This is a genomic window from Paraliobacillus salinarum (genome assembly GCF_014083865.1).
GTDB classification, from domain to species: Bacteria; Bacillota; Bacilli; order Bacillales; family Amphibacillaceae; genus Paraliobacillus; species Paraliobacillus salinarum.
This window is the reverse complement of record NZ_JACEFA010000016.1, coordinates 34,983-54,871: the sequence shown is the minus strand read 5'-3', so window position 1 is coordinate 54,871 and position 19,889 is coordinate 34,983. Positions and strand designations below refer to the sequence as shown.

The following is a 19,889-nucleotide window of genomic DNA, read 5'->3' as shown; positions in this document are numbered from 1 at the left end:
CAAGATGAGACTTCCCATCTTTTAGAGTAAGATCCCTCAGAGACGATGAGGTAGATAGGTTCGAGGTGGAAGCGTGGTGACACGTGCAGCTGACGAATACTAATCGATCGAGGACTTAACTATATTTAAAAATATGAATACTTGTCTGTCTTATCTAGTTTTGAAGGTGCATTTCTTAAGTGAGATGGATGTTCGACTAAGACCGTCACGTCCTGTGACAACGTCGAACTGACCCACATCATGTGGGCCCTAGTTTTGAAGGTACATCCTTCAAAACAAATGTCTAGTGACAATAGCGAAGAGGTCACACCTGTTCCCATGCCGAACACAGTAGTTAAGCTCTTCAGCGCCGATGGTAGTTGGGGCCTTGCCCCTGTGAGAGTAGGACGTCGCTAGGCAATTATAGTAGGTATTTAAATACCTACATTATCGCGGGGTGGAGCAGTCTGGTAGCTCGTCGGGCTCATAACCCGAAGGTCGTAGGTTCAAATCCTGCCCCCGCAACCAAAATGGTCCGGTAGTTCAGTTGGTTAGAATGCCTGCCTGTCACGCAGGAGGTCGCGGGTTCGAGTCCCGTCCGGACCGCCACTTTTTAATATAATATACGTTACATAAAAGCCTTAGGATATTCCTAAGGCTTTATTTAATGTTTGGAAATACTATATACTTAATACCTGTAGAAGATATTGGGCTTCATATTAAATGTAAATGGGTTAAAAAGTTATATTAAATGAACATTTGCTCAAATAAATCTTGTACTTATACCTGTTAAACATTTTTGAAAAAGACGTTTTTTTTGCTATGATAGAATGAGAATAAACAAATGGGGATTATAATAATGGATGAATTTAAATTTATAAATTCAATAAAACAAAAACACTATAAGCAATCATCAATGAAAAAGGGAATTGGTGATGATGCTGCAGTATTTCGTCAACCATACTTAGACACAGTTACTGCTGTCGATACATTTGTTGAAAATATACATTTTTCAAGAGAAACCATGTCACCCTTTCATGTAGGTTATCGTTTGTTAGCAGCAAATATAAGTGATATGGCTGCAATGGGAGCATTACCGGCCTATTATATGATTTCCATCGTTGTGCCAGCTCATTGGTCAGAAGAAGAATTACAAGACATATATAAAGGAATGCAGAAGATAGCTTCATCCTACAACATGGATCTTATTGGTGGCGATACCGTTTCAGGTAAAGAGTTAGTTATTTCCGTAACGATTATTGGCTTCGTTGAACAAAATAAAGCAAGATATCGTAGTGCAATGCAAGAAAACGATATTTTGTTTGTGACTGGTACATTAGGTGATGCAAGTGCAGGCTTAAAGCTATTATTAGATCAAAATAAAGAAATAACAAAAGATAATGACTATTTAATTAATCGACATCGTATGCCCGCACCTCGTGTAGCTTTTGCGCGTGAGTTACAATCATTAAACCGTGTTGCATTAAATGATGTGAGTGATGGGATATCTAGTGAAGCAAATGAGTTAGCAGAAGCTTCAAATTTAACCGTTTATATTGATTTTGATCAATTGCCGATGCATAAAGCATTACAACAGTTCCATCCAGAGCATAGAGAAGAATTTATGTTAGCTGGTGGAGAAGATTTTGAACTAATCGGATCCGTATCCATAGATGATTGGGAGAAAGTAAAAGAAGCAGCAGAGAAAACAGATACAAAAGTAAAACAAATTGGTTATGTTACATCTAAACGAGCTACAAATGGTACGGTATTTCTAACTAAAGATAAAAAGGTCGTTCGATTATATAAAAATGGCTATACGCATAGGAGTTAAAATATGATGAAGCAATTTGAAATTATAACACATACAACAGAAGAAACCATGAGAATAGCTGAGAAGTTGGCCGTTTTACTACATCCTGGTGATGTTATAACATTACAAGGTGATTTAGGTGCTGGGAAAACGACATTTACAAAAGGCTTGGGTATCGGCTTAGGTGTGACAAGAACCATTAATAGCCCTACATTTACGATCGTTAAAGAATATATGGGTGAACTCCCTCTATATCATATGGATGTCTATCGATTAGAGGAGAGCGAGGAAGACATCGGATTTGATGAATATTTTAACGGAGATGGCATTAGTGTAGTAGAATGGCCACAATTTATCACAGCATTTTTACCTGAAAAACGTTTAGATATTTCGTTAAAAACAATTGAAGATGATAAACGACAGATGATCCTAGCTCCAAAGGGACATGATTTTGAGAAGATATGTGAGGAGTTAATACGATGAGTATATTGGCTATTGATACGTCTAACGAAACATTAGGTGTAGCAATTTTTGATGAGCATACAAATAGTACATTAATAGAGTATAAAGAAAATGGTAAAGCGAAGCATTCGAAAAGGTTGATGCCTGCGATTGATCATTTGATGAAGACAGTTGGTTTACTCCCACAAGATCTAACTAAAATAGTAGTGGCAAAAGGCCCGGGTTCATATACAGGTGTAAGAATTGGTCTATCGACAGCTAAAATGATGGGGTGGACATTAAATATTCCAGTAATAGGCGTGTCTAGCTTAGAGGCATTAGCTTTTAACGGTTCTAACCAATCATTGAAAATATGTCCATTTTTTGATGCGCGCAGAGGTTTAGTTTATACGGGGTTGTATGAAACAGATCAAACAGGTCAAATGAAATTAGTTAAAGAGGAACAAAATGTCCTTTTTGCTGATTGGTTGAGCCAATTAAAAGAAGAAGCGGAACCGATTATGTTTTTAAGTCCAGATCTTGATATACATAAGGAAATGATTAAAGAAGTGCTTAAGGAGCATGCGATTTTGCCGTTTGAACATTTTCACAAGCCTAGTCCTGCTCTATTAGCAATGATAGGAAAAGATCGTTCCGTAGAAAATATTCATCAACTCACACCTAATTATTTGCGCCTTGTTGAAGCAGAGGCGAATTGGTTAGCGAAGCAAAAGGAACAAAACAATGAGTGAAGTATCCGTACGTAAAATGACAGTCGATGATATTAAACAAGTAAGGATTGTTGAAGAAGCATGCTTTGCTACTCCATGGACTGAGGACATTTATCAAAAAGAGTTAATACAAAATTCTTATGCGCATTATTATGTAATTGAAAAAGGAAAACAAATTGTTGGTTTTTGTGGGATATGGATTGTTGTTGATGAAGCACAAATAACGAACATTGCCATTTTACCTACTTATCGAGGGTGTGGTTATGGCAGTTATTTATTTCAATATGTTATTAATCAGGCAATGTTAGCTGGATCTGTTCGTTTATCTTTAGAAGTGAGAGTTTCAAATTTAGTTGCACAGAAATTATATCGGAAGTTTGGTTTAAAGCCAGCTGGCATAAGAAAAAATTATTACACCGATAATAATGAAGATGCAATGGTAATGTGGGTGAATTTAAATGAGTAAAGATCAATTTATTTTAGCGATAGAAACAAGCTGTGATGAAACTGCAGCGGCGATACTTAAGAATGGTCAAGAAGTAATCGCAAATGTTGTAGCTTCACAAATAGAAAGTCACAAACGGTTTGGTGGAGTGGTGCCAGAAATTGCTTCTCGTCATCATGTAGAACAAATCACGATGGTGTTAGAGGAAACCTTGAAAAAAGCAAATATGGATGTAAGTGAGATGAACGCTATTGCAGTTACGGAAGGGCCTGGACTTGTTGGCGCCTTACTAGTAGGTGTCAATGCTGCTAAAGCACTTGCATATGCAAATCAGATACCATTAGTTGGTGTACATCATATTGCTGGACATATTTATGCTAACCGAATAGAAAAAGAATTTACATTTCCATTATTAGCACTCGTCGTATCAGGTGGGCATACAGAATTAGTCTTGATGCAAGAGCATGGCTCGTTTGAAATCATTGGAGAAACGAGGGATGATGCCGCTGGGGAAGCATATGATAAAGTTGCTAGAACGTTAGGTTTACCATATCCAGGTGGACCAGAAATAGATAAGCTCGCTCAAGTTGGCGAAGAAACGATTGATTTTCCTCGTGCATGGTTAGAGACAGGCTCGTTTGATTTTAGTTTTAGTGGATTAAAATCAGCAGTAATTAATCATTTACACAATAGCAAACAACGTGGTGAAGAGCAGAACAATGCTAATATTGCTGCTAGTTTTCAAGCTAGTGTAGTTGATGTGTTGACCGAAAAAACATATCAAGCAGCAAAAGAATACGGTGTGAAACAAGTTGTGCTTGCTGGTGGAGTAGCAGCAAATAAAGGACTACGTCAAAGATTAACACAAAAATTTAGTGATGCTAATATCTCATTATCTATACCTCCATTATGGTTATGTACAGATAATGCTGCGATGATTGCTGCGGCAGGATCGATTGCTTATGAGCAAGGACATCGTGCAGCATGGGATTTAAACGCCAATCCAAGTTTAGACTTAGAACGTTATGGCAGTCGAGCAAAATAAACAAGCAGTCCCCAGTTGTGTAGAATACTAGGGGACTGTTTATTTATAAAAGATATTTCAAACATATCCACAACCTTCAAGTGGGTTTGTGGATATGTTTGATAAAATGCTTATATAAAAGTATTTATTCTGTGCACGAAAACTGTGGATAACATCGGTTTTCGTTGTGGATACTGTGCATAAGTGGCGAAAAAGTTGTGAATAAAGCATTTGTTATGTGCATAACTTTGCTTGACCAAAACTTAAATACTTATCCACAATTGTGTGTGTTGCTATTAATTTTTTCGCAAAATTATCCTTCTTGCAGTGTTTCCCATTCAGACATGAGCTGCTCAATTTGCTCATTTACTTGATCATTTTCTGTTGTTAGCTCCAATGCCTTTTCATGATCTTGAAATATCTCTGGCTTACAAAGTAACGCTTCATTTGCTTCAATTACTACTTCTAATTCCTCAATTTTACTTTCAATTTCCTGTATCCTACGTTCCATTTTTCGCTGTTCCTGCTTTCGGGCTTTATCTTGATGGAAATTGGACTTCATCACTTGCTTGTCTTCTGTTTCGTTTTCTTGAGCTTGTAACTGCTCTAACTCTAATGTTTCTTGTTTTTTTTCTAAGTAATAATCATAATTCCCAAGAAAAGTCGTTGCGCCTTCAGGTTGCATTTCAAGCACAACGGATGCAATTTCATTAATAAAATACCGATCATGTGAAACAAAAATAATAGTACCAGGGAAGTCGATTAAAGCTGCTTCTAGCACTTCTTTACTATCTAAATCTAAATGGTTTGTCGGTTCATCAAGAATTAATAGATTTGCTTTTTGCATCATTAATTTAGCTAATGCAAGCCTAGCCTTTTCACCGCCACTTAAAGCAGATACATTTTTAAGTACATCGTCTCCAGAAAATAAAAAGTTACCAAGTGTCGTGCGAATATCTTTTTCATCGATCATTGGATAATCGTCCCATAATTCCATTAAAACAGATTTTTTTGTATTCAGTTTCGTTTGCTCTTGGTCATAGTAACCAATATCTACTTTTGACCCGATTTGAATTTCACCCTTGGAAGGATGAAGTTCACCAGTAATTGTTTTTAGTAAAGTCGTTTTCCCAACACCGTTTGGTCCAACTAAAGCAATACGATCACCACGTGAAACTTGGAAGGATAGATCAGCGAAGATGTTATCGTACGAATCATCATAATGAAAAGCTAGGTCATTTATCTTGATTACATCGTTTCCACTGCGTTGGTTAACTGCGAAGCTAAAAGAAGCAGATCCTTCATCTCCTTTTGGCCTATCAATGCGTTCCATTTTCTCTAATTGCTTGCGCCTACTTTGCGCACGTTTAGTTGTAGATGCACGTGCTAAATTACGCTGAACAAAATCTTCCATACGTTTTATTTCTGTTTGTTGCTTATCAAAAGCCTTCATTTCACGTTCATAGTCAGCCGCTTTTTGATCTAAATATTTCGTATAATTACCATAATACTTTTTGGACTGCTGACGAGAAATTTCATAAATGGTATTAACGGTTTTATCAAGAAAATACCTGTCGTGTGACACAATTACGACAGCGCCGTGATAGTTATTTAAATAACCTTCTAACCAAGTTAATGTTTCAATATCTAAATGGTTTGTTGGTTCATCTAGAATTAAAACATCAGGCTTTGAAAGTAATAATTTTCCTAAGGCCAAACGTGTTTTTTGACCACCACTTAATTCATTTATTGATGTAGCTAGATCAAATTCATTAAAATTTAAACCATTCAAAACGGCTTTAATGTCAGCTTCGTATTGATAGCCACCGTTCTTTTTAAAATTCTCTTGTAATTGATCGTAACTATGAAGGAGCTGTTGATAACTTGCATGATCCTCCATTAATGTTGGATCACCCATTTTCTGCTCCATTGCTCTAAGCTTCTCTTCTGTTTTAATTAATTCACTAAAAACAGATAACATTTCATTCCAAATGGTTTCGTTCGTTTCTAACCCTGTATTTTGAGCTAAGTAGCCAAGCGTCACATCTTTAGGCTTATGTATTTCTCCTTCATCATAGGAAAGGACTCCGGCCATAATTTTTAACAATGTTGACTTACCGGCACCATTTCTTCCGACGATGGCAATACGATCGTTTGATTTTATTTCTAATTTTATGTTTGATAGAATCAGTTCTGCACCATAACGTTTTGCTAACTGATTGATTTGCATTAATATCATTGCAGTTCACCCCATTACTACATAGTTTATCGTAATTTTTGATGAACAAGCAAGCAAATGGTTAGGTATATTAAGAAAAAGAGATTATACTATAAATAGTACGTGTAGTTATTCACGACAGAGAGTTGTTTTTTTGTTAAAATATAGATATATATATAGTTCTACTAATGAATAAATCGGGAATCAAACGATAGGGGTAATATGAATAGAAGGGGAATGGAACATGGCAGAACATAGTAAGATACCACAAGCAACAGCTAAAAGGTTGCCACTTTATTACCGTTTTTTAAATAATTTACATTTGCAAGGGAAATCACGAGTATCTTCGAAAGAACTTAGTGAAGCAGTAAAAGTAGATTCAGCTACGATTCGTAGGGATTTCTCTTATTTTGGTGCGTTAGGGAAGAAGGGTTACGGGTATAATGTAGAACATTTACTCGATTTCTTCAGAAAGACGTTAGATCAAGATGAAATAACCAGCGTTGTATTGATTGGCGTTGGTAATTTAGGAACTGCGTTCTTGAATTATAACTTTAAGAAAAACAACAATACTAAAATAGAAATGGCATTTGATACGAGTTCAGAAAAGGTCAATAAAGAAATGGGTGGTATACCTATCTATCACATTGACGACTTAGCTAAGCATCTGGGTGACATAAAAACAGCGATTTTAACTGTTCCAGGTTTAGAAGCACAATCGATAACTGAGAAATTAGTTGAAGCGGGTGTCGGAGGAATTCTAAACTTTACACCAGCTCGACTTACAGTTCCTGAGGATGTACGTGTACATCACATCGATTTAGCAGTTGAGCTACAATCATTAATCTATTTCATGAAACACTATTCTCCAGAAGCAGAAGAATAGAAAGAAGGTAGTGGCATATTAACATGTCACTACCTTTTTCGATATGTTCGTTTTTATGGATTATTATTTTTTCGTTTCACATGTATGTGTAATGCTACAAGACGAATCGCTATGGCGAAGTTGAATGTAGCAAATGTCGCAAGTAAAACAGTGAAAAAGTTCCACAACGTACCTTCTGCTGATTCGATACCAAAGAAAGTAAAGGACGAACCAATAATAAAGTACATAACAGCTAACGCTAAAGGTGAATTCCTCATTCGAAGATTAGCCTCCAAACACGATTAATTGAATTTTCTCATACTGTTCAAGCATGCGATTTAATTCTTCAGGGCTAAGGCTCAGTTGTGCAAGAACTACGACGGCATTCATCGTACAATGCGCAATAATAGGTACAATAATACGCTTGGATTGTACATACACAAACGCAAACACAAACCCAATCGTTAGATAAATTAATGTATTTTTAAAATCGGCATGTACCACAGCAAATATTAGACCAGATGCTAAAGCGCCGACGAAAAAATTAGACCGTTTATAAATCTCGCCAAAGATAATTTTTCGAAATACAATTTCCTCTAAGATTGGTCCGATAACAGCTACAACAAGAATAAAGATTGGTGCAGCACGAGCAATCGCTACAATGTTAGCGGTGTTCTCAGAACCAGGCTCAATACCAAGTACAAAGGTTTGAATCAGATTCATTATTCCTTGCCCTAACATAGCCATGGCAATACCAATAATGGACCAGATTACAACCATACCAGGACTTGCTGCATCAGGGTGCTTGCGTAGATCCTTTTCTGGCTTTAATAGAAACATAATAATCAGTAAAGCAACAACGAAGCTGAATATGGTCCAACTTATGCTGATGGTTGAATAATATGCCTCACTAATATTTGAAGCTTTTATAATAATAGCTACCGGAATAGAAGATAGCTGCATTAATATGTAGGTTAATAATGTGTACACATATCTTTTTCCCAACGATAAACGACTCCTCTTTTTAAAAATTTGTCCAACAAATGTATTTTAACATATTATATGAATAGAATTGAATTAGTACGATTATGACAATTGTGTAGAAAAAGCTAAAAAAGATTTTATTAAAAAATACATCACAATACTTGCAAAATAAAAAGTAATTTATTATTATAATAATTGTGTTAGCACTCTTCATGGTTGAGTGCTAAAATAAAAGAAAATATATTGAATTTAATGAAGGAGGGTTTTTTGATGCTTAAGCCATTAGGTGATCGTGTCATTATTGAACTCGTAGAACAAGAAGAAAAAACTGCAAGCGGAATTGTATTACCGGATTCTGCGAAAGAAAAACCACAAGAAGGAAAAGTTGTTGCAGTAGGTTCTGGTCGCGTGACAGATAACGGGGAAAAAATCGCTCCAGAAGTAGCTGAAGGAAATAAAATAATTTTCTCTAAATTTGCAGGAACAGAAGTAAAATATGATGGAAAAGAATACTTAATTCTTCGTGAAAATGATATTTTAGCTGTTATTGGCTAAATGAAGAATAAAAACAATATACTTAATTACGATTTTAGGAGGGCTTTTTAATATGGCTAAAGAAATTAAGTTTAGTGAAGACGCTCGTCGCGCCATGCTACGTGGTGTGGATACATTAGCAAATGCAGTAAAAGTAACATTAGGACCAAAAGGACGTAATGTTGTCTTAGGTAAAAAATACGGTTCACCACTAATTACAAATGATGGTGTAACGATTGCAAAAGAAATTGAATTAGAAGATGAATTTGAAAACATGGGTGCACAATTAGTATCTGAAGTAGCATCACAAACAAATGATGTTGCTGGTGACGGTACAACAACTGCAACTGTTTTAGCACAAGCGATGATTCAAGAAGGATTGAAAAACGTTGCATCAGGAGCAAATCCTGTAGGCGTTCGCCGTGGAATCGAAAAAGCGGTTGAATTAGCAACAGAAGAATTGCGCAAAATCTCTAAGCCAATTGAAGGAAGAGAATCCATTGCACAGGTTGCTTCTATCTCATCTGGTAACGATGAAGTTGGTCAATTGATCGCTGAAGCAATGGAACGTGTAGGGAATGACGGTGTAATTACAATTGAAGAATCTAAAGGCTTTAACACGGAGCTTGAAGTAGTAGAAGGTATGCAATTTGATCGTGGATATTCTTCTCCATATATGGTTACAGACCAAGATAAAATGGAAGCAGTATTAGAAGATCCATATATCCTTATTACAGATAAGAAAATCAATAATATCCAAGAAGTACTTCCTGTATTAGAGCAAGTAGTACAACAAGGTAAACCACTTCTTTTAATTGCTGAAGATGTAGAAGGCGAAGCGCTAGCTACATTAGTAGTGAACAAACTTCGTGGAACATTTAATGCAGTAGCAGTAAAAGCTCCTGGCTTTGGTGATCGTCGTAAAGCAATGCTTGAAGATATTGCGACATTAACTGGTGCAGAAGTAATTACAGAAGACTTAGGTCTAGATTTGAAAAACACTACAATCGAACAACTAGGTCGCGCGACTAAAGTTGTTGTTACAAAAGAAAATACAACAGTTGTTGAAGGTGCTGGAAATCCAGATCAAATTTCTGCACGTGTTGCACAAATCCGCGCACAAGCAGAAGAAACCACTTCTGAATTCGATAAAGAAAAATTACAAGAGCGCTTAGCAAAACTTTCTGGTGGAGTAGCAGTAGTTAAAGTTGGTGCAGCTACAGAAACAGAATTGAAAGAGCGTAAATTACGTATTGAAGATGCACTAAACTCTACTCGTGCAGCAGTAGAAGAAGGTATTGTATCTGGTGGTGGAACAGCACTACTAAACGTTTACAAGCAAGTTAAAGCACTTGACCTTGAAGGTGATGAAGCAACTGGTGCAAGCATCGTATTACGTGCACTAGAAGAGCCAGTTCGTCAAATCGTTGAAAATGCTGGACTTGAAGGTTCAGTTATTGTTGAAAAACTAAAAGGTGAAGAAATTGGTATTGGATATAACGCAGCTAGTGGTGAGTGGGTAAACATGATTGACGCTGGTATCGTTGACCCAACAAAAGTAACTCGTTCTGCACTTCAAAACGCAGCATCTGTTGCAGCAATGTTCTTGACTACTGAAGCAGTAGTAGCAGACATTCCTGAAGAAGGTGGTGCCCCTGCAATGCCTGACATGGGCGGCATGGGTGGAATGGGCGGCATGATGTAATATCAACAAGATGTTGGTCACATGGATATTGTGACAGGATGTCATGGTTTTAGTTCGTAACCCGCTTGGAACACTTGTTACAACAATGTTTTACAATTAAAATAGAAGTTCATAAAAAATTTAGGATGTTATCGAGAAGATTTTTATATTCTCTGGTAACATCCTTTTTATTTTACTTATGTATAAGTTTTTACAAAGGTCTGATTTGTTGATATGAAAATAAGCAAAGTGAAACTATATTCTTTAGTTTTTATGAACTAAAAGAATAGAAAATTATAAGTCAACGACAATTCACATATAAAATTACATTAGAGTTAAATTAAATATTCTTCATTAAATAGTAGAATTATGATAAGGGTGTGAAATATTTCTGATTTGAAAACGAATAATATTACATCTCCACGATTAAGTGTTAGCGTTTACAATTAAAATATAAAGAGGTGATTCAAGTGTTGAGCTCAAGACAAAAAAAGATCATCAGTTACCTTTTACAAGATAAAAATTTTATAACAATCAAAAAACTTTCTGATTTTTTTCACCTCAGTGAAAGGAGCATTCAATATGACATAGAGAATATTGAATTTTTTGCAGAAAAGCAAGGAGCAAAAGTAATAAGGAATAAGAGATCTGGTGTAAAGCTCATTTCAAGTTCAGTATTGGAAGCACAATTATTTGATGAACAAGAATTAGAAATGGTCTTGTCTCCACAAGAGAGACAAGAAAAAATCTTGATCACTTTGCTTGAAACTTTGAAACCAGTTAGCTCAAATCAACTTTCAAAAATTTTATTTGTCACACGGCGAACTGTTGTTGAGGATATGAAAGAAGTTCAGATATTAGTGGAGAAATATGCTTTATCATTACGATATGTAAAGAACAAAGGTTTTTGTGTTGATGGGGACGAACGAAAAATCAGAGAATTATATGTAGAAGTCCTTATTAAACATTATCAATCACAGACTTTCTTTTCAAAATTAGATATTTTAAAAACTAGTGAAATTGCCTTAATACAACGATCAATCGATCTAGTACTAGAAAATGAAAATTATAGTGTAATGCAAACAGCGAGGGATGGTTTAGTTTTTCACATTGCTATCACTATTCATCGAGTTCGAAATCAATTTCAAATTAGTATGCAAGAGCAAGAACTAGCTAAATTACGCAATAAAAAGGAATTTAATATTGCAAAGCATATTCAAGCAACAGTTGAAAAACATTTTGAACTGAAATTCCCAGAATCAGAAATTGGCTATATAACACTTCACTTGCTGGGAGCAAAACAGCCGGAGTTGGAATTAGAACAAAGGGAAAAGCATTCATTTATAGAGACGTTGAATACTTTCATTAGAAATGTAAGTGGATTCATAGGTGTTGATTTAACATCAGATGAGGTTTTGTTAAGTGGCTTAATAGTTCATCTGAAACCAGCATTATATAGAATGTATTATCAAATGCGAAATGATAATCCTTTGAAAGAAGAAATTGAGCATCGCTATCCAAACATTATTAATGCTGTAAATGCTAATTTGTCCACTTTGGAAGATGAATTTCAAGTAAAGTTTGATGAAAATGAAATTGCATATCTTTCTTTGCATATTGGATCAGCAATGGAACGTAACTTGGAAAAAACTCGTTACAGGCTTAGGGCGGTTATTATGTGTGCGAGTGGGGTAGGGACATCTCAATTATTAAAAAGTAAAATCCAAAACTTTTACCCGGAACTCAGTATTTGTGACACACTACCTGTCTCTGATATAGATGGGGATTACTTTAAACAGCAAAAAATCGATTTAGTAATTACGACATTACCTACTTCAACTCTCCCCATTCCAGTAGTCAAGGTATCTCCTTTTTTAACCAAGGATGATAGAGGCAGGCTAAATAATCAGCTTAATATAGAACGAGAAAAGGCGATAGAATCTGGGTTGTCTAATAGACCTTCAATAAATGAATTGCTTGCATCGGATTGTGTGGAATGGAATGTTGAAGCAACGGATTGGAAGGAAGCTATATATATAGCTGGAGAATTATTGATTAAAAAAGGGATGATAACAAAAGATTATCCAAAAGCAATTGTTAAACAACTCGAAAAAAATGGGCCTTATATGGTAATTGATAAGGGGGTAGTCATGCCGCACGCAAAGCCTTCAGATGGAGTGCAACATACTGGATTCAGTATTATTAAACTGAAGTATCCTATTCCTTTTGGGCATGAGAGATATGACCCTGTTTCATTTATTATTTGTCTCGCAACAACAGATTCATATATTCACTCAAATGCACTTCGTCAACTATCAATGATGCTACAAGATAAAACTAAAATGGAACAAATAAAAGCGGGTAATAAACAAAATTTCTTAAGATTTATAAATCAATTAAGTCAACTATGAGGGCTAATGAGGTGAAAAATAATGCTAAAAGATTTATTAACAACAAAGACTGTCGAGGTGAGAACTGACTGTGATTCATGGCAGGAGGCAGTAGAAAGGGGGGGAGAATTACTAGAAAATATAAATGCCATTAGTCACCATTATACGGAAGCGATGAAACAGTCAATTGTAGAGAATGGTCCATATGTCGTGATAGCTCCACACATAGCTTTATTACATGCAAGACCCGAGGATGGCGTAAATGAAGTTTGTATGAGTCTGCAGATTATAAACACAGGAGTGCATTTTGGTTATGAAAAAAGAGATCCTGTAAAACTAGTTTTTGCTTTTGGTGCTATCGATTCTCAATCACATTTAAAAGCATTACAACAACTAATGGAGTTATTTAACAATGAAAATCTTTTAGAGAAACTGAAAAACTCAGAAACTAATTCTGAAGCAGTAAAACTATTAAATAAATATTTATAAGAAAGGGTTGATAACATGATGGCATTAGAATATATCAAAGAGATTGAAAAAAATATTGAACGAATTAAAGATACGCAAATGGATTCAATTCAAGCTGCCTCTCAACTAATTAAAGAAGCGGTAAAGTCAAAAAAATTATTACACGTATTCGGTTGCGGTCATTCTCAAATGTATGCGGAGGAAGTGTTTTACAGAGCAGGTGGATTGGTCCCTGTTAATGCTATATTAGAACCTGCTTTGTCACTTCGCCCCGAGGCACCTAAAAGTACTTGGTTTGAAAGACTAAGTGGTTATGCAAAAGTTATTTTAGATAATGAAGATACTAAAAAAGGTGATGTGATTGTAATTGCATCTACTTCTGGAAGAAATGCTGTACCAATTGAAATGGCACTAGAAGCGAAGAAAAGAGGTATACACGTTATAGCTTTGACTTCAGGAGAATTTACAAATGATGTAACATCCAGACATGAATCAGGCAAAAAATTGATAGATATAGCAGATGTTGTCTTAGACAATTGTGGAGTAAGTGGAGATGCTGTATTAGAAATTGAAGGGTTTGCTACGAAATTCGGACCAACTTCTTCTGTTATAGGCTTTATGATTTTACAAAGTGTAATAGCACAAGCAATCAGTGACTTAATTCATAATGGGGATGACCCAAGTATATGGGTAAGTTCTAATTTGGATAAAGGTGATGATATCAATAAAGAACATATTAAACAATACAAAGAGAAAATTAAATGTCTATAAATCATAGGAGGTAAAAACCGTGAAAATTTATACAGTATGTGGAATGGGATTTGGCACAAGTTTAATGGTAAAAATGACAATTGATGATATTTTGGCAGATGAAGGAATAAAAGCAAATGTTGAAGCGATTGACATGGGTTCAGCAAAAGGAATAGAAGCAGATTTGTTTATCACTTCAAAAGATATGCTAGGTTCTTTTCCAGAAGTGGACCAACCGGTTATATATTTGGAGAATATGACAGATAAAAATGAGATTAAACAAAAATTAAATAGTTTCTTTAATGAACAAGATAATGATTAAAAAAATAACTTTATAAAGGGTGACTTATATGTTGGAATTCATAATTCAGTTAATCACCAGTCCTGCAATCTTGCTTGGACTGGTAGCGCTGATTGGTCTTTTGGCTCAGAAGAAGGGTTTGCAAGATACCATAAAAGGTACATTTAAGACAATATTAGGTATCTTAATTCTATCTGCTGGGGCAGGAATTATCTCTAGTCATATTGATCCTTTTAGTAAAATGTTTAAACACGCCTTCAATTTAACTGGGGTAGTTCCTATAGATGAAGCTGTAATTGGGGCATTAACAGATAGCATACCTGAGATTGCAAGAAATGGTGCATTAATTTTAGCCTTTGGATTTTTAGTAAACGTTCTCATAGCTAGAATTTCTCCTTTTAAATATATTTTTTTAACGGGACATATGCTGTGGATTATGTCAGGCGCATTAGCTTGGGCATTTTATGACTTGGGGTATTCCTCTACTCAAGCAGTTCTTTGGGGTTCGTTAATTCAAGGGGTCACACTTGTATTATTCCCAGCATTAGCACAACCAATTATGCGGAAAGTTACAGGAAATAATGAAATAGCTTATGGTCATCTTACAACATCGGGAGTTGTACTTTCAGCATATATTGGGAAAATCTTTGGAAATAAAGCAGTTGATGCTGAAAAAACTAAGATGCCTAAAGGACTTGAATTTTTTAAGGATACTGCTATATCTGTATCGACAGTTATGTTAGTGCTATATTTAGTAACAACAATTGCGGCAGGACCAGATTATGTAAAAACACTTAGTAATGAACAAAACTGGCTTGTATTTTCAATACTTGAAGCTTTTGGATTTGCAGCAGGTGTATTAGTGTTACTACAAGGAGTTAGAATGTTTTTAGGTGAAATTATTCCTGCCTTCCGAGGTATTGCAATAAAATTGGTCCCTGGATCAAAACCGGCACTTGATGTTCCTGTTATTTTTGGTTTTGCACCTACAGCTTTGATGATTGGTTTCGTATGCTCTATTATCGGAATGGTAGTAGGAATGTTTGTTTCAAATGTATTTGGAACAGTAATTCCATTACCATCAATCATTGGAGGGTTCTTCACTGGTGGTGCAGCAGGTATCTTTGGGAATGCCTTAGGAGGTCGAAGAGGTGCTATTATTTCTGGCTTTGTATACGGGTTGATCATGACAATACCAGTTGCGTTATTTTACCCGCTATTTAACTTACAAGAGTACGGTATTTCAGGGATAGCATTTCTTGTTCCGGACGGAATAATTGTATTGAGCTTAATCAAATTATTCACCGCATTTGATATAGTCCCTATTGTTGTTATTGCACTAATTGCAATAACCCTATCTTACAATATGTTTAAAAAGAAAAAAAATAGCAACACACATAAAACTCAAGCAAATAATCTAAATCAATAAAGTACTTTACTTGTCCTATCTTCATCTAAAATACTATAAAAGAATGTTTTGTTTAAATGGAGATTCATTATACGTAGAGGGAGGCACAACGATATGCACAAAAAGATTTTGGCTCCTATAATGGTGTTTATCAGTGTTCTAATTATATTTAGTCAAAATGAAGACACAATTGTTTTAGCTAGTGTACTCGAAGATAATAATGTTCCAAATGAGAACCAAAATGTTAATAGTTATTGGGAATTAAAATACGAAGAGGACTTTAGTGATGAACTTGATATTGATAATGAACCTTGGGTACGTGATTCTTATGAAGAAGATAGTCCATGGAGAGTAAATGGTGAGCTGGATGACAATGGAGATTTTTTTCATATTAAAGGTGGTAACAACTTTAAACGACATTTAGATAGCTTTTGGTTAATGAGAAAACGATCTGCCTTAGGGGAAAATGATTGGTTAACCGTAGAATTAGCTGCAAGAGACTATAATAAAGATGGTCATCCTGAGAATCCAGTATCATTTGATAATTTCACTTTTGAAAATGGAAAAACAGGAGCTAAACTTGATGAACCTGACTACAGTGGCGGCGGAATTATTCGTTCTACTGATCCACTTCCACCGGAATATAGAATTGAATATAAATTAAAAACCATAGATTTTGGTGGTATGCGAAACGGTTCTTTTGAATATGATGGAAAAACAAATGGTTACAATCCTAAAGGAGTCAAAACCAATTTCCCATGGAAAGCATCGGGTAGTTTTGAAGGTGTATCTGATCCAAGTAATCCGAATTTTAGTAATGTAAAGAGAGAAAATGGCTTTTATTTTCTATCTATTGTAGATTACGATAACCCAGCACCACATAATAATATTTTTATTCATACACATCGTAAAGTTAATATGGATGCTTACAATGTTAATGGTCTATGGTCTGATGCCTATTCCGTTTGTAATCCAGATAATGGTGCTCTGTATAATTACAATTCAGATTTGAGTACACGAAATGCTATTAATGTTCTATTTATGAACGGGAAAAAGTATAAAGATCATGCGATGCCTTATAATGAATTTTTAATAGAAACTGAATGTGGCTCCTATGAAGGAGATATCGTGTCAGCTGCTGAAATTCAACCTGAATTAATGCCAGAAGAAGATTATACATTTGCCATAGAACGAAATAAAACTGGCTACACAATGGAGATATCAGGTAATTTCCTTCATGCTGGAGAGAAGACACTACGCTACTCTCGTGATTTTATTGAAAACGGTCAACCGATTTATCATTATAATAATACACCAGAACAATATGACGGTCAGTTTGACAAAATATGGAGTGATGGGGAATATACAATTGAACATACATGGCCAAAGGGATCAGCATATCCCGATTACTTTATAATCGGTGATCCTCATTTAACACATTATGAAGGATCAGCAACTATTTCAGACATTAAATTATATGTTCCTGAGAAACTCGATACAAACTATATAAAAACTCGTCTTTGGCAGCTATATGATGCAGGTGAATTTGCCAATGAAAAAGTTTTATCGAAATTAAATGTTCATCTAAATCATGCACACCACTTTGAAACAAAAAATGAACCAGAAAAGATGGTGAAGCACATGAAAAAATTCAGAAAAGTGCTGATCTCTCAAAAAAATAATGATTTTATCACAATAAAAGCCTTTGATATATTAAATGAAGATGCGAATAATATAATAGAATATCATTAGTAACTCATCTTTTAAGTTAGAATGAGTAGTAGGTCTATTAAAATTAGATATAACAAAACCAGGGCATAGATTGAGATAATCTCAGTCTATGCCTTTTAAAATCAAATTTCATCTTGACAAACGATTGAAAGCGCTTTATTATGTGTGTAACCGGTTACATATTACAGGAAGGAGAATTCTGTGCCAACGATAAAGGATGTTGCGAAATTAGCAGAGGTTTCTGTAGCTACAGTTTCACGTGTGATGAATAATAATGGATATGTAAATCAGAATACGCGACAAAGAGTAGAAGAAGCGATCAAGCAATTAAACTATCGGCCGAATGATGTTGCACGTAGCTTGTTTAAGGGGAAATCAAAGATGATTGCGTTGTTTGTCCCTGACATCATGAACCCGTTCTTTCCGCAATTAGCAAGAGCGGTTGAGGATACGGCCAATAAATATGGGTACTTGTTTGTCCTTTGTAATACAGATAACGATAATGAAAAAGAAATTGCATATTTAAATGCTTTGTTACAAAAAACGATCGATGGTATTATTCTTGTTTCGAATACGATTCAAGTAGACCAAATCAATGATATAAATGTTCCTATTATTGCATTAGATAGAAAAATTAATTCAAATATAATATCTGTCACTGTTAATAATCGAGAAGGAGCAAGTCAGGCTGTGCGTTATTTGAAGGAGACAGGCTGTAAGCGAATTGCGCATATCGCAGGTCCGAAAGATGTAAGTAGTGCCAAGCAACGATTAGAAGGTTATCTAGATGAGGTTCAGTCTGAAGAGTGGTTTACGACAGACTATATTCGGTACGGAAACTATACAGTGAAAGAAGCTTATCAAGCGACAGAAGAACTCCTTTCTCAACACCCTGAGATTGATGGAATCTTTGCAGCTAACGACTTGATGGGAGTATCTGTATTAAAGGCAGCTAAAAATTTAGGGTTTGACATACCGAATCAATTATCTGTCATTGGCTATGATGGTATGGAATTAAGTGATATTACGTCCCCTACATTAACTACAATGGCTCAACCAATTTATGATATAGGAAAAAGAGCAGTTGAAATATTGATAGAAAAGATTGAAAATTCAGATAAAGAAGTAGAGTCAGAACAGTATCAAGTTCAATTGAGTGTGAAAGAATCAACACATGAAAGGAGAGAGGTTGATGAATAAGCAACCCCACATCTGTGTTGTTGGAAGTATTAATATGGATCTAGTTACGAAGATAGATCGAATGCCTGATCAAGGAGAAACGGTATTAGGTGGTAAATTCGAGACACACCCTGGTGGAAAGGGGGCGAACCAAGCAGTAGCCGCGGCTAGGCTTGGTTCGAAAGTGACGATGATTGGTGCAGTAGGTAACGATTCATTTGGTGAAAAAATGCTTACACACCTAGAAGAAGAAAAGGTGCTGAAAGAAGCCATTCATGTAGATGCGAATAAGTCTACTGGAATTGCATCAATTATCGTCTCAGAAAATGATAATCGCATCATCGTTTCGTCTGGAGCGAATGAAGCGGTAACTCCCGAATTAGTAGAACATTTAAAAGAAGAAATTTTAGCTAGTGACATGGTTCTCTTACAATTTGAAATACCGATGGAGACGATTGTATATGTAGTGAATTTTGCTTATGACAATCAAATTCCTGTCATTCTAAATCCTGCACCTTATCAAGATATTCCAGAAGAAACTCTAGCTAAAGTAACATATATAACACCAAATGAAATCGAATATGATGCGCTGAAAAGTTTGGATTCATTTGAAGCGATAAAGAACAAAATGATTATTACAAAAGGAAAGCAAGGGATTGAATTTATAGATGAATCTGGTGAAAAAAATCTATGCCAGCCTATGACGTAAAAGTAAAAGACACAACAGGTGCAGGAGATACGTTTAATGGCGCACTTGCAACAGCGCTGGCTAGTAATGAAGCGATTGATCAAGCAATTAATTTTGCTAACGCAGCTGCTGCTTTATCAGTAGAGAAGTTTGGTGCACAGAGCGGTATGCCATCAAAGCAAGAGGTTGATGCGTTTATATCACACCTAAAGCATTAAAAGATATCAAAACATCAAAGGATAGTGAAACTAAGGAG

The 19,889-nt window shown here is 35.5% G+C and carries 20 protein-coding genes, 2 tRNA genes and 2 rRNA genes; 21 read left to right on the top strand and 3 right to left on the bottom strand.

What is annotated here, in order from left to right:
* From HP569_RS12650 to tsaD, 9 genes are all read left to right on the top strand, one after another.
* Positions 1-123, top strand: a 23S ribosomal RNA gene (locus HP569_RS12650); the annotation flags it as partial.
* Positions 124-282: 159 nt separating this feature from the next.
* A 5S ribosomal RNA gene (rrf, locus tag HP569_RS12645) occupies positions 283-398 on the top strand.
* 32 nt (positions 399-430) lie between these two features.
* Positions 431-507, top strand: a tRNA-Met gene (locus HP569_RS12640).
* A gap of 4 nt (positions 508-511) precedes the next feature.
* Positions 512-588, top strand: a tRNA-Asp gene (locus tag HP569_RS12635).
* 250 nt (positions 589-838) lie between these two features.
* Positions 839-1,813 (top strand): thiamine-phosphate kinase, encoded by a 975-nt coding sequence (gene thiL, locus HP569_RS12630; protein WP_182201540.1) that lies wholly within the window; start codon positions 839-841, stop codon positions 1,811-1,813.
* A 6-nt stretch (positions 1,814-1,819) separates the two neighbouring features.
* Positions 1,820-2,275 carry a tRNA (adenosine(37)-N6)-threonylcarbamoyltransferase complex ATPase subunit type 1 TsaE gene (tsaE, locus tag HP569_RS12625; protein ID WP_182201539.1) on the top strand — a complete coding sequence of 152 codons (456 nt, stop codon included), beginning with the start codon at positions 1,820-1,822 and terminating at the stop codon, positions 2,273-2,275.
* Positions 2,272-2,985 carry a tRNA (adenosine(37)-N6)-threonylcarbamoyltransferase complex dimerization subunit type 1 TsaB gene (gene tsaB, locus HP569_RS12620; RefSeq protein ID WP_182201538.1) on the top strand — a complete coding sequence of 238 codons (714 nt, stop codon included), beginning with the start codon at positions 2,272-2,274 and terminating at the stop codon, positions 2,983-2,985. Before tsaE ends, tsaB begins: the two co-directional genes overlap by 4 nt.
* Positions 2,978-3,430 carry a ribosomal protein S18-alanine N-acetyltransferase gene (gene rimI, locus HP569_RS12615; RefSeq protein ID WP_182201537.1) on the top strand — a complete coding sequence of 151 codons (453 nt, stop codon included), beginning with the start codon at positions 2,978-2,980 and terminating at the stop codon, positions 3,428-3,430. Before tsaB ends, rimI begins: the two co-directional genes overlap by 8 nt.
* Positions 3,423-4,454, top strand: coding sequence for a tRNA (adenosine(37)-N6)-threonylcarbamoyltransferase complex transferase subunit TsaD (gene tsaD, locus HP569_RS12610; RefSeq protein WP_182201536.1), 1,032 nt, complete (start codon positions 3,423-3,425; stop codon positions 4,452-4,454). The genes rimI and tsaD overlap by 8 nt, the downstream gene beginning before the upstream one ends.
* A gap of 292 nt (positions 4,455-4,746) precedes the next feature.
* Here tsaD and HP569_RS12605 read toward each other — a convergent pair whose 3' ends face one another.
* Complete coding sequence (locus tag HP569_RS12605) at positions 4,747-6,672, bottom strand: ABC transporter ATP-binding protein (protein ID WP_182201535.1); 1,926 nt, start codon at positions 6,670-6,672, stop codon at positions 4,747-4,749.
* Between the two features lie 223 nt (positions 6,673-6,895).
* Between HP569_RS12605 and HP569_RS12600 the strand changes: the two genes are divergently transcribed.
* Positions 6,896-7,537, top strand: coding sequence for a redox-sensing transcriptional repressor Rex (locus HP569_RS12600; RefSeq protein ID WP_182201534.1), 642 nt, complete (start codon positions 6,896-6,898; stop codon positions 7,535-7,537).
* Between the two features lie 53 nt (positions 7,538-7,590).
* Here the strand turns inward: HP569_RS12600 and HP569_RS12595 are convergent, their stop codons facing one another.
* The gene (locus tag HP569_RS12595) at positions 7,591-7,794 is read right to left on the bottom strand and encodes a YdiK family protein (protein WP_182201533.1); all 204 of its coding nucleotides are present in this window, start codon (positions 7,792-7,794) and stop codon (positions 7,591-7,593) included.
* Between the two features lie 7 nt (positions 7,795-7,801).
* Complete coding sequence (locus HP569_RS12590) at positions 7,802-8,521, bottom strand: CPBP family intramembrane glutamic endopeptidase (RefSeq protein WP_182201532.1); 720 nt, start codon at positions 8,519-8,521, stop codon at positions 7,802-7,804.
* Positions 8,522-8,770: 249 nt separating this feature from the next.
* On the opposite strand from HP569_RS12590, the gene groES reads away from it, so the two are divergent.
* From groES to HP569_RS14570, 11 genes are all read left to right on the top strand, one after another.
* Positions 8,771-9,055, top strand: a complete 285-nt coding sequence (gene groES / locus HP569_RS12585; protein WP_182201531.1) for a co-chaperone GroES — start codon at positions 8,771-8,773, stop codon at positions 9,053-9,055.
* Between the two features lie 52 nt (positions 9,056-9,107).
* Positions 9,108-10,739, top strand: coding sequence for a chaperonin GroEL (gene groL, locus HP569_RS12580; RefSeq protein ID WP_182201530.1), 1,632 nt, complete (start codon positions 9,108-9,110; stop codon positions 10,737-10,739).
* A gap of 440 nt (positions 10,740-11,179) precedes the next feature.
* Entirely contained in the window at positions 11,180-13,129 is a 1,950-nt protein-coding gene (locus tag HP569_RS12575; RefSeq protein ID WP_182201529.1) for a BglG family transcription antiterminator, read from the top strand.
* 21 nt (positions 13,130-13,150) lie between these two features.
* Positions 13,151-13,597: a PTS sugar transporter subunit IIA gene (locus HP569_RS12570; RefSeq protein WP_182201528.1), complete on the top strand. Its 447-nt coding sequence runs from the start codon at positions 13,151-13,153 to the stop codon at positions 13,595-13,597.
* A 15-nt stretch (positions 13,598-13,612) separates the two neighbouring features.
* The gene (locus HP569_RS12565) at positions 13,613-14,347 is read left to right on the top strand and encodes an SIS domain-containing protein (RefSeq protein ID WP_182201527.1); all 735 of its coding nucleotides are present in this window, start codon (positions 13,613-13,615) and stop codon (positions 14,345-14,347) included.
* 19 nt (positions 14,348-14,366) lie between these two features.
* Positions 14,367-14,648 carry a PTS sugar transporter subunit IIB gene (locus HP569_RS12560; RefSeq protein ID WP_182201526.1) on the top strand — a complete coding sequence of 94 codons (282 nt, stop codon included), beginning with the start codon at positions 14,367-14,369 and terminating at the stop codon, positions 14,646-14,648.
* A 28-nt stretch (positions 14,649-14,676) separates the two neighbouring features.
* Positions 14,677-16,056, top strand: coding sequence for a PTS ascorbate transporter subunit IIC (ulaA, locus tag HP569_RS12555; protein WP_182201525.1), 1,380 nt, complete (start codon positions 14,677-14,679; stop codon positions 16,054-16,056).
* Between the two features lie 93 nt (positions 16,057-16,149).
* The gene (locus HP569_RS12550; protein ID WP_182201524.1) at positions 16,150-17,787 is read left to right on the top strand and encodes an FIMAH domain-containing protein; all 1,638 of its coding nucleotides are present in this window, start codon (positions 16,150-16,152) and stop codon (positions 17,785-17,787) included.
* A gap of 180 nt (positions 17,788-17,967) precedes the next feature.
* Positions 17,968-18,966 (top strand): LacI family DNA-binding transcriptional regulator, encoded by a 999-nt coding sequence (locus HP569_RS12545; protein WP_182201523.1) that lies wholly within the window; start codon positions 17,968-17,970, stop codon positions 18,964-18,966.
* Positions 18,959-19,654, top strand: coding sequence for a ribokinase (locus HP569_RS12540; RefSeq protein WP_343051128.1), 696 nt, complete (start codon positions 18,959-18,961; stop codon positions 19,652-19,654). The genes HP569_RS12545 and HP569_RS12540 overlap by 8 nt, the downstream gene beginning before the upstream one ends.
* On the top strand, positions 19,636-19,851 hold the full coding sequence (locus tag HP569_RS14570; protein ID WP_343051127.1) for a PfkB family carbohydrate kinase: 216 nt from the start codon (positions 19,636-19,638) through the stop codon (positions 19,849-19,851). The genes HP569_RS12540 and HP569_RS14570 overlap by 19 nt, the downstream gene beginning before the upstream one ends.
* Positions 19,852-19,889: the final 38 nt, after the last annotated feature.